This is a genomic window from Stenotrophomonas sp. SMYL11 (assembly GCF_036320005.1).
GTDB lineage: Bacteria > Pseudomonadota > Gammaproteobacteria > Xanthomonadales > Xanthomonadaceae > Stenotrophomonas > Stenotrophomonas maltophilia_A.
Map to the genome: position 1 here is coordinate 90,125 of NZ_JAWIRS010000015.1, position 9,017 is coordinate 99,141.

Below are 9,017 nucleotides of genomic sequence, written 5' to 3' on the forward strand. Positions count from 1 at the left end.
TGGGAGGGGCGCAGTCTACGGGAAGCGGCACCACGGGGGTAGCGCGGTTGGCCGGCGAAGGCAGCGAAAGGCAGCGGAGCCTGGCTCCGCTCTACAATTGAACCATGGCCGCCAACCGCCCGCAGTTCTTCGACCCCGCCACCGAACAGGGCGTGCTGCGCCTGTCGATCGCCGCCTCGCTGCTGCTGGCCGCGGCGGCGGTGGTGTTCGGCCTGCTGGCCAATTCCTCGCTGATCATCTTCGACGGCATCTATGGCCTGATCGACGTGGTGATGACCTGGCTGTCGCTGCTGGTGGCGCGGCTGATCGCGCTGTCCACGCAGACCGATGCGCTGCAATCGCGGCTCAACCAGCGCTTCACCATGGGCTTCTGGCACCTGGAGCCGATCGTGCTGGGGGTCAGCGGCACATTGATGATCGGCGCGGCGCTGTATGCGCTGGTCAATGCGGTGGACGCGTTGATGTCCGGGGGCCGCCACATCGCCCTCGGCCCGGCCATTGCCTTCGCCGGGCTGTCGATCGTGGGCGAAGGCGCGCTGGCCTGGTTCATCCTGCGCGCCAACCGCCGCATCGGTTCGGAGTTCATCGCATTGGACGCGAAGAACTGGGTGATCGCGGCCAGCATGTCGGCCTGCTACCTGCTGGCTTTCCTCGGCGGCGTACTGGTGCAGGGCACGTCGCTGGCGTGGGTCGGGCCGTACATCGACCCGGCCATCCTCGCCTTCGTCTGCGTGCTGGTGATGATCGCCCCGCTCGGCACGGTGCGCCGGGCGCTGGCCGGCATCCTGCTGGTCACCCCGCCGGAACTGCAGGCCCATGTGGATGCAGTGGCACGCGGGATCGTGGCCAAGCATGGCTTCGTCGAGCACCGCAGCTACGTGGCCCAGGTAGGGCGTGGCGAGCAGATCGAGCTGTTCTTCGTGGTGCCGGAAAACGACCCGCCGCGGCCCCTGGTGGAATGGGACCAGCTGCGCGACGAGATCGGCGATGCGCTGGGCGAAGCCTCGCCGGACCGCTGGCTGACCATCATGTTCACCACCGACCGCGAATGGACGATCTAGGCCAGCAGGACGATCGATCAAATTTTTCGTACGCATTGCAACCCAACGTACGCGGAAACCGGGCAAAGTAGGCTCCATCGCAACACCCACCCACCGACCAGGAGCATCCCGATGTCCATCGAAAAGGTTCTGTACACCGCCCAGGCCACCTCCACCGGCGGCCGTGAGGGCCGTTCCGTCTCCTCCGACAACGTGCTGGACATCCAGCTGTCGACCCCGCGCGAGCTGGGCGGCGCCGGCGGCCCGGGCACCAACCCGGAACAGCTGTTCGCCGCTGGCTACTCGGCCTGCTTCCTCGGTGCGCTGAAGTTCGTGGCCGGCCAGGCCAAGGTCGCGCTGCCGGCCGACACCACTGTCACCGGCAAGGTCGGCATCGGCCAGATCCCGACCGGTTTCGGCATCGAAGCCGAGCTGACCATCAGCGCTCCGGGCGTGCCGCGCGAGCAGCTGGAAGAGCTGGTGCAGAAGGCGCACATCGTGTGCCCGTACTCGAATGCCACGCGCGGCAACATCGACGTGACGCTGGTCGTTGCCTGATCGGGTGATGCCGGCCAGCGGCCGGCACTACCCGCGCCAGAGCAAAAAAAAATGGGCGGATGCCGGTCGAAACCGAACATCCGCCCATCCCACCTTCGTTGTCCCGCACGGGGGCATGAGGTTGCCGGCCAACGGCCGGCACTACCAGGTCACTTCTCGCTGGTGATCAGCTGCACGACGCTGGAGAAATCCAGCTTGCCGCGGCCGGCCTGGTGGTTCATCGAGTACAGGTTGCGGGCCACTTCGCCCAGCGGGATCGAGGCGCCGACACTCATCGCCGCTTCCACCGCCAGGCCCATGTCCTTCAGCATCAGGTCACTGCCGAAGCCGCCGCTGTAGCCGCGCGAGGCCGGGGCGTTTTCCAGCACTCCCGGCCACGGGTTGCACACTTCGGTGGCCCAACTGCGGCCGGTGCTGACCGCCATCATCTGCGACAGCACCTTCGGGTCCAGCCCGTGTGCCACGCCGAGGGCGATGGCTTCACCGGTCACCGCCATGATCACACCCAGCGCCATGTTGTTGCACAGCTTGGCCACCTGGCCGGCACCGCTGGCGCCGACATGGAAGATGTTCTTGCCCATTGCCTGCAGCACCGGGCGCGCGCGTTCCAGCGCGTCCTCTTCGCCACCGACGATGAAGGTCAAAGTGCCTGCCTGGGCGCCGGCGGTACCGCCGGACACCGGCGCGTCGATCATCTGCAGGCCGCGCGCTGCCGCGGCTTCAGAGACCTTGCGGGCGCTGGCCGGTGCGATCGTGCTGCAGTCGATGACCAGCGCACCGGCCGGAATGGCGGCGAGGATGCCATCCTCGCCCAGGTACACGCCTTCGACGTGGCGGCTGGCCGGCAGCATCGAGATCACCACCTCGGCATCGGCCAGGGTTTCGCGCGCCGATGCGGCCGCGCTGGCGCCGGCATCGACGGCGGCCTGCACCGCAGCCGGGACCAGATCGAACACGCGCACGGCGTGGCCGTTCTTGACCAGATTGGCGGCCATCGGGCCACCCATGTTGCCCAACCCGATGAATGCAATGCGGCTCATGCAAGGCTCCTTTCAACAAGGGGAGTGCCCAGGTCGGCCAGCGGATGCGCGGCATCGGCCCAGGGGGAAGCGAAGAAGGTGTCGGCCCACGCGCCGGTGGCCTTAGCCAGGGTGGCCGGGTTCCACTGCGGATTGCGGTCCTTGTCGATCAGCAGCGCGCGGATGCCTTCGGCGAAATCACCGTGGGCGGCGCAATGCAGGGCGACGATGTACTCCAGGCGGTAGATCGCGGCCAGGTCCTGGCCGGCACTTCGGCGCTGCAGCTCGTACGACAACCGTGCCGAGCCTGGTGCACCGGCAGCGAGGGTCTTCTGCGCCGCCTGCAGCCAGGCATCGTCGGTCTGCAGACCGGCAATGCGCGCAATGATGGCTTGCAGGTCATCGCCTTCGCACAACGCATCAACCTGCGCCGCATTGGCCAGCAGCGGGCCGGTAGCGGCGTCACTGGCATGCGACTGCAGCAGATGGCTGAGCCGTTCGTGGTTGTGTGCGGCATCGCTGGACCACGCCACCTGCAGCAGCGCATCGAGCACCGCGCCGCGGCGTTCTTCGGCCACGTGCACATCGGCCAGGCCGGCATAGATGGCATCACCGGGATTGAGCAGCGCGCCGGTGAGCGCCAGGAACAGGCCGCCCTTGCCCGGAACGCGCGGCAGCAGCCAGCTGCCACCCACATCCGGGAACAGGCCGACGGTGATTTCCGGGAAGGCCAGCTTGGAGCGCTCGCTGACCACGCGATGGCTGGCGCCGGACATCAGGCCGATGCCGCCGCCCATCACGATGCCATGGCCCCAGCACAGGATCGGCTTGGCGTAGGTATGGATGAGGTAATCGACGCGGTACTCGACGTCGAAGAACTCGGCGGCGTAGTCGTTCTCGCGGATGTCGCTGCGGCCGGCCTCGCGGAAGGCGACCATGCTCTTGTACAAGCTGTGCAGGTCACCGCCGGCGCAGAACGCCTTTTCGCCAGCGCCCTGCAGCACCACCATGGCGATGCCGTCGTCGTCGGCCCAGGCATTCAACTGCTTCAGCAGCAGGTGTGCCATCGGCAGCGAGAACCCATTGAGCGTGCGCGGCGCGTTGAGCGTGGCGATGCCGATACGCGTGCCATTGCTGGCGGCGCGCTCTTCGAACAGCACCGGTGCGTCGTCGGCAACGGTGTCGGTGCTCATGCGTTCTTCCACTGCGCGGCGCGCTTTTCCAGGAAGGCGGTCACGCCCTCGAGCTGGTCGGCGGTGTCGAACAGGTCGACGAAGGCTTCGCGTTCGGCCACCAGCGCCGAGGCGTGGGTGCCGGTGCGGGTGGCCTGCACCAGGGTCTTGCAGGCGGCGATGCTGGTCGGGCTCTGCTTGCCGGCCTTGTTCGCCCATTCCAGCGCCAGCGCCTTGGCCTCGCCCTTGCCGACCTTTTCTTCGGCCAGGCCAATCCGCACGGCGGTTTCAGCGTTGATGCGCTCACCCAGCAGGATCATGCGCTTGGCCCAGCCCTCGCCCACCAGGCGCGGCAGGTTCTGGGTGCCACCGGCGCACGGCAGCAGGCCGACGGTGGCCTCCGGCAGCGCGACCTGGGCGTGGTCTTCGATGATGCGCAGGTCGCAGGCCAGTGCGCATTCCAGACCACCGCCCATGGCATAGCCGTTGATCGCGGCAATCGACACGCCACGGAACCCGGACAGCGCCTCGAAGGCTTCACCGAAGCGGCGCGCGGCTTCACGTGCAGCGGCCTTGTCGCCGGAGGCGAACTGGTTGAGGTCGGCACCGGCGGAGAAGAACTTCTCGCCGTCGCCGGTGATCACCAGCGCGTAGATGTCGCGGTCTGCGTTGAGCGCGCCCACCAGGTCGCGCAGCGCCGACAGGCTGTGCACGGTCCAGGTGTGCGCCGGCGGGTTGTTCAGGGTGACCACGGCGGTGTGGCCATCCACCTCCACCTTCAGGCCCACGTGCTCCCGGGTACGCCAATCCTTCATCGCAGTTCCTCTTCGGTGTTGAGCAGGTGGCGGGCAACGATCACCCGCATGATCTCGTTGGTGCCTTCCAGGATCTGGTGCACGCGGCTGTCGCGCAGCAGGCGCTCGATCGGGTATTCGCGGATGTAGCCGTAGCCGCCGTGGATCTGCAGGGCTTCATTGCAGATGGTGAAACCGGCATCGGTGGCGAAGCGCTTGGCCATCGCGCACCACACGTTGGCATCGCTGGCGCCGGCATCGAGCTTGCGCGCGGCGGTATGCACCATCTGCCGCGCAGCCACCAGCTGGGTGACCATGTCGGCCAGCTTGAACTGCAGTGCCTGGAACTCGGCCAGCGCCTTGCCGAACTGGCGGCGTTCGCCCATGTAGCGGCGTGCGGCATCCAGCGCACCCTGCGCGGCACCCAGCGAGCAGGCGGCGATGTTGATGCGGCCGCCGTCCAGCCCCTTCATCGCCAGCTTGAAGCCGCCGCCTTCCTCTCCCAGAAGGTGGCTGACCGGCACGCGGACGTTTTCGAAGGTGATGCCACGGGTGGGCTGGCTGTTCCAGCCCATCTTCTCTTCCTTGCGGCCGAAGCTGATGCCCGGCAGGTCGGCCGGCACCGCAATGGCGCTGACGCCACCGGCACCGGCACCACCGGTGCGCGCCATCACCACCAGCAGCTCGGTGGCACCGGCGCCGGAGATGAAGGCCTTGGAACCGTTCAGCACATAGAAGTCGCCATCGCGCACGGCGGTGGTCTTCAGCGAGGCCGCATCGGAGCCTGCACCCGGTTCGGTCAGGCAGTACGAGGCCAGCTTGAGGCCGGCGGCCAGATCCTGGCCCCACGCATCGCGCAGCGCCGGCTGGCCCCACGTGGACACCATCCACGAGGCCATGTTGTGGATGCTGATGTACGCCGCCGTCGACGGATCGACGTTGGCGAGCTCCTCGATGACGACGGCGGCGTCCAGTCGGCTCAGGCCGCTGCCGCCCACTTCCGGGTCCATGTACAGACCGCAGAAGCCCAGTTCACCGGCCTTGGCGATCGCCTCGCGCGGAAAGATGCCCTCCGCATCCCATCGCGCGGCGTGTGGCGCCAGTTCGGCCTGTGCGAAGTCGCGCGCCGCCTCGCGGTACGCCTGCTGCGCTTCTTCCAGTTCCGTCGTCATCGAGTGGCTCATGGCTGCTCCTGCCGTTACTTCAGGCTGATCGTGGTGTTGACGCCGTGGCTGAGCGTCTCGTCATCGAACCAGCGCGCGGTGACCGTCTTGGTCTGGGTGTAGAACAGCACCACCTGCTTGCCGTACGGGCCCAGATCGCCCAGCTTGGAGGCGCGCGAACCGGTGAACGAGAACAGCGGCACCGGCACCGGGATCGGCACGTTGATGCCGACCTGGCCGACGTCGATGTCTTCCTGGAACTTGCGCGCGGCGGCGCCGGACTGGGTGAACAGTGCGGTGCCGTTGCCGTTCGGGTTGCTGTTGACCAGCGCGATGGCCTCTTCCAGCGTCTCTGCTTCGAGGATGACCAGCACCGGCCCGAAGATTTCTTCCTGGTAGATGCGCATGTCGGTGGTGACACCGGCAAAGATGGTCGGGCCGACGAAGTTGCCCTTCTCGAAACCATCGACCTGCGGCTTGCGGCCGTCCAGCACCAGCTTGGCGCCCTGCTCCACGCCCGAGGCGATCAGGCCTTCCACGCGCTCGCGGGCGCTGCAGGAAATGACCGGGCCCACGTCGGTGCCAGCCACGGTGCCGCCGCTGACCTTCAGAGTCTTGGCCTTGGTGACCAGGTCCTGCACCCAGTTGCGCGCTTCACCGACCAGCACCAGGGTGGAAGCGGCCATGCAACGCTGGCCAGCCGCACCGAAGGCGGCGCCGACCATCGCGTTGAGGGTCTGCTCCTTGTTGGCGTCCGGCAGCACCACGGCGTGGTTCTTGGCGCCCATCATGCACTGCACGCGCTTGCCGGCCAGCGAGGCACGGTTGTAGACGTGGGTGCCGACGCGGGTGGAGCCGACGAACGACACGGCCTTGATGTCCGGGTGGTCGCAGATCGCGTTGACCACTTCCTCGCCGCCGTGGACGACGTTCAGCACACCCTTCGGGATGCCGGCTTCCAGGGCAAGCTCGACCAGGCGCATGGTGACCATCGGGTCCTGCTCGGACGGCTTGAGGATGAAGGTGTTGCCCGTTGCAATCGCCATCGGGAACATCCACAGCGGGATCATCGCCGGGAAGTTGAACGGGGTGATGCCGGCACACACGCCCAGCGGCTGCATGATCGTGTAGGTGTCCACGCCATTGGCCACGTTGTTGGCCAGTTCGCCCAGCTGCAGGTTGCCGATGGCGGCGGCGTGCTCGACCACTTCCAGGCCGCGGAACACATCGCCTTCGGCGTCCGGCAGGGTCTTGCCCTGTTCGGCGGTGAGGATGTGGGCCAGCTCGCTCATGTTTTCGCGGATCAGCTGCTGGTACTTCAGGAAGATGCGCGCACGGGTGCCGATCGGGGTCTTGCGCCAGGTCTTGAAGGCTTCCTTGGCGGCGGCGACGGCGGCGTCCACTTCGCCGGTGGTGGCGAACGGCACCTTGGCCAGCACGTCCTGGGTGGCCGGATTGATCACGTCCTGCCAGTGGGAGGTGGCCGATTCAACGAACTGGCCATCGATCAGCATGCGGATACGGGGCGCTGCAACAGTCATGACGACAATCCCACAGGGTGCGAAAGATGCTTGGCATTATTCACAGCACCCGCCTCGATTTCCGGGCTGAATCCGCTTAATCTGGCCAACACGCCAGACGATTCATGTTAATTCTGTGAATTATTCAGCCCCCCAGCGACAACTTGGCCTGCGCCTGCTGCGGCTGCGCGAGCAGCGCGGCTACAGCCAGACGGATCTAGCACGGGCGCTGGGGCTGTCGGCCAGCTACCTGAACCAGATCGAGCGCAACAAGCGCCCACTCACGCCAGCAGTGCAGAAGAAGCTGGGCGAGGTGTTGGGCGATGTTTCCTCCCTGTTCGACGACGATGAGCCGGCTGCGCTGCAGGAAGCACTGGGCGAGACCCTGCGTGACCTGGGCCTGGCCGACGTCAGCGCCACCGAACTGCGCGCCTTGGCCGGCAACCTGCCGCAGGTCAGCCGCGCGCTGCTGGACCTGCACCGCCGCCACCTGGCGCTGCGCGAGCATGCCGCCGCACTGGAGTTCCAGCTGGGCGAGCCCGGCGCCGGCAGCACCCTGCCCGCTGGCGACCAGGTACGCGAGTTCTTCAACCGCATGCACAACCACATCCCCGAGCTGGATGAGTTGGCCGAGCAGCTGTTCGCCGAATGGGGGCTGTCGCCTGGGCATGTGGCACCGCGGCTGCGCCAGCTGCTGGCCGACCGCCATGGCGTGCTGGTGGAAGTGGCCGCACTGCAGGCCGGGCGCGAAAAGCGGCAATACGATGCCGGTGCGCGACGGCTGTGGCTGCCCGATTACCTGGAGCCGGGCCAGCAGGCGTTCCAGATGGCCGCCGAGCTGGCGCTGCACGGTTACCTGCCGCAGATCGATGCGGTGGTGGCGCGCGCCGGGTTCACCGACGACGCGCGCATCGCGCAGGCGCGGATCGGTCTTTCCAACTATTTCGCCGGCGCGCTGGTGATGCCGTACATGCGCTTCCTGCGTGCGGCGGAAACCAGCAGCTACGACATCGAACTGCTGGCGCATCAGTTCGGCGTCGGCTTCGAAGCGGTGTGCCATCGGCTGAGCACGCTGGCACGGCGCAGCGCACCCGGCCTGCCGTTTTTCTTCATCCGGGTGGATCGCGCCGGCAACGTTTCCAAGCGTCATTCGGCCACCGATTTCCATTTCTCTCAGGTGGGCGGCTCGTGCCCGTTGTGGATCGTCTACGAGGCGTTCAACCAGCCGGGGCGCATCCTCACCCAGACCGCACGCATGCCCGATGGTCGGCGCCACTTCTGGCTGGCGCGGCAGGTCAGCAGTGGCCCGGTCGGCCATGGCCAGCCGCGCAAGACCTTCGCGGTGGCGCTGGGCTGCGACCTGCAGCATGCCGAGCGGCTGGTGTATTCGCTGGGGCTGGATGTGCAGAGCCCGGGTAATTCGGTGTCGATCGGGCCGGGGTGCCGGGTGTGCCCGCGCGAGGACTGCATGCAGCGCGCGTTCGCGCAGTTGCCGGGAAGGTAGGGGGGTTGCAGGGCTGCGCCCTGCACCTGCAGAAGCCTCAAGCCGAAGCAACAGCAACAGCGGACATTCCGTGGGATGGCGGGGTGGGTCCGGTTGAGGGGGACGCCGTAAACCCATCCATGAAGTGACCCCCGGGAGTTGGACACCAGATCCAACCCCGAGGGATACATGAACAGATACGACGCGCGTTTCAAACTGCTGGTCGCCAAGGAGGCCTGCAAGACCTCCACATCGGTCAAAGCCATTG

At 67.1% G+C, this 9,017-nt stretch carries 8 protein-coding genes; 3 read left to right on the forward strand and 5 right to left on the reverse strand.

Annotation, left to right across the window (positions count from 1 at the left end):
* The first annotated feature begins 104 nt into the window (after positions 1–104).
* Together V3B46_RS18065 and V3B46_RS18070 are read left to right on the forward strand one after the other, a co-directional pair.
* Positions 105–1,061 carry a cation diffusion facilitator family transporter gene (locus V3B46_RS18065; protein WP_032128195.1) on the forward strand — a complete coding sequence of 319 codons (957 nt, stop codon included), beginning with the start codon at positions 105–107 and terminating at the stop codon, positions 1,059–1,061.
* 111 nt (positions 1,062–1,172) lie between these two features.
* Entirely contained in the window at positions 1,173–1,598 is a 426-nt protein-coding gene (locus V3B46_RS18070) for an organic hydroperoxide resistance protein (RefSeq protein WP_049399846.1), read from the forward strand.
* A 149-nt stretch (positions 1,599–1,747) separates the two neighbouring features.
* Here the strand turns inward: V3B46_RS18070 and mmsB are convergent, their stop codons facing one another.
* Genes mmsB through V3B46_RS18095 form a run of 5 tightly spaced genes read right to left on the reverse strand, consistent with a single transcriptional unit; the run spans position 1,748 to position 7,287 of the window.
* Positions 1,748–2,638, reverse strand: coding sequence for a 3-hydroxyisobutyrate dehydrogenase (mmsB, locus tag V3B46_RS18075; RefSeq protein ID WP_329892528.1), 891 nt, complete (start codon positions 2,636–2,638; stop codon positions 1,748–1,750).
* On the reverse strand, positions 2,635–3,810 hold the full coding sequence (locus tag V3B46_RS18080; RefSeq protein ID WP_329892529.1) for an enoyl-CoA hydratase/isomerase family protein: 1,176 nt from the start codon (positions 3,808–3,810) through the stop codon (positions 2,635–2,637). The genes mmsB and V3B46_RS18080 overlap by 4 nt, the downstream gene beginning before the upstream one ends.
* A complete protein-coding gene (locus V3B46_RS18085; protein ID WP_329892530.1) occupies positions 3,807–4,604 on the reverse strand; it encodes an enoyl-CoA hydratase in 798 nt (265 codons plus the stop codon). Before V3B46_RS18085 ends, V3B46_RS18080 begins: the two co-directional genes overlap by 4 nt.
* Positions 4,601–5,755, reverse strand: a complete 1,155-nt coding sequence (locus V3B46_RS18090) for an acyl-CoA dehydrogenase family protein (protein WP_489686298.1) — start codon at positions 5,753–5,755, stop codon at positions 4,601–4,603. Before V3B46_RS18090 ends, V3B46_RS18085 begins: the two co-directional genes overlap by 4 nt.
* 26 nt (positions 5,756–5,781) lie before the next feature.
* Entirely contained in the window at positions 5,782–7,287 is a 1,506-nt protein-coding gene (locus tag V3B46_RS18095; RefSeq protein WP_154261958.1) for a CoA-acylating methylmalonate-semialdehyde dehydrogenase, read from the reverse strand.
* A 115-nt stretch (positions 7,288–7,402) separates the two neighbouring features.
* Between V3B46_RS18095 and V3B46_RS18100 the strand changes: the two genes are divergently transcribed.
* A complete protein-coding gene (locus V3B46_RS18100) occupies positions 7,403–8,770 on the forward strand; it encodes a helix-turn-helix domain-containing protein (protein WP_329892533.1) in 1,368 nt (455 codons plus the stop codon).
* Positions 8,771–9,017 lie beyond the last annotated feature (247 nt).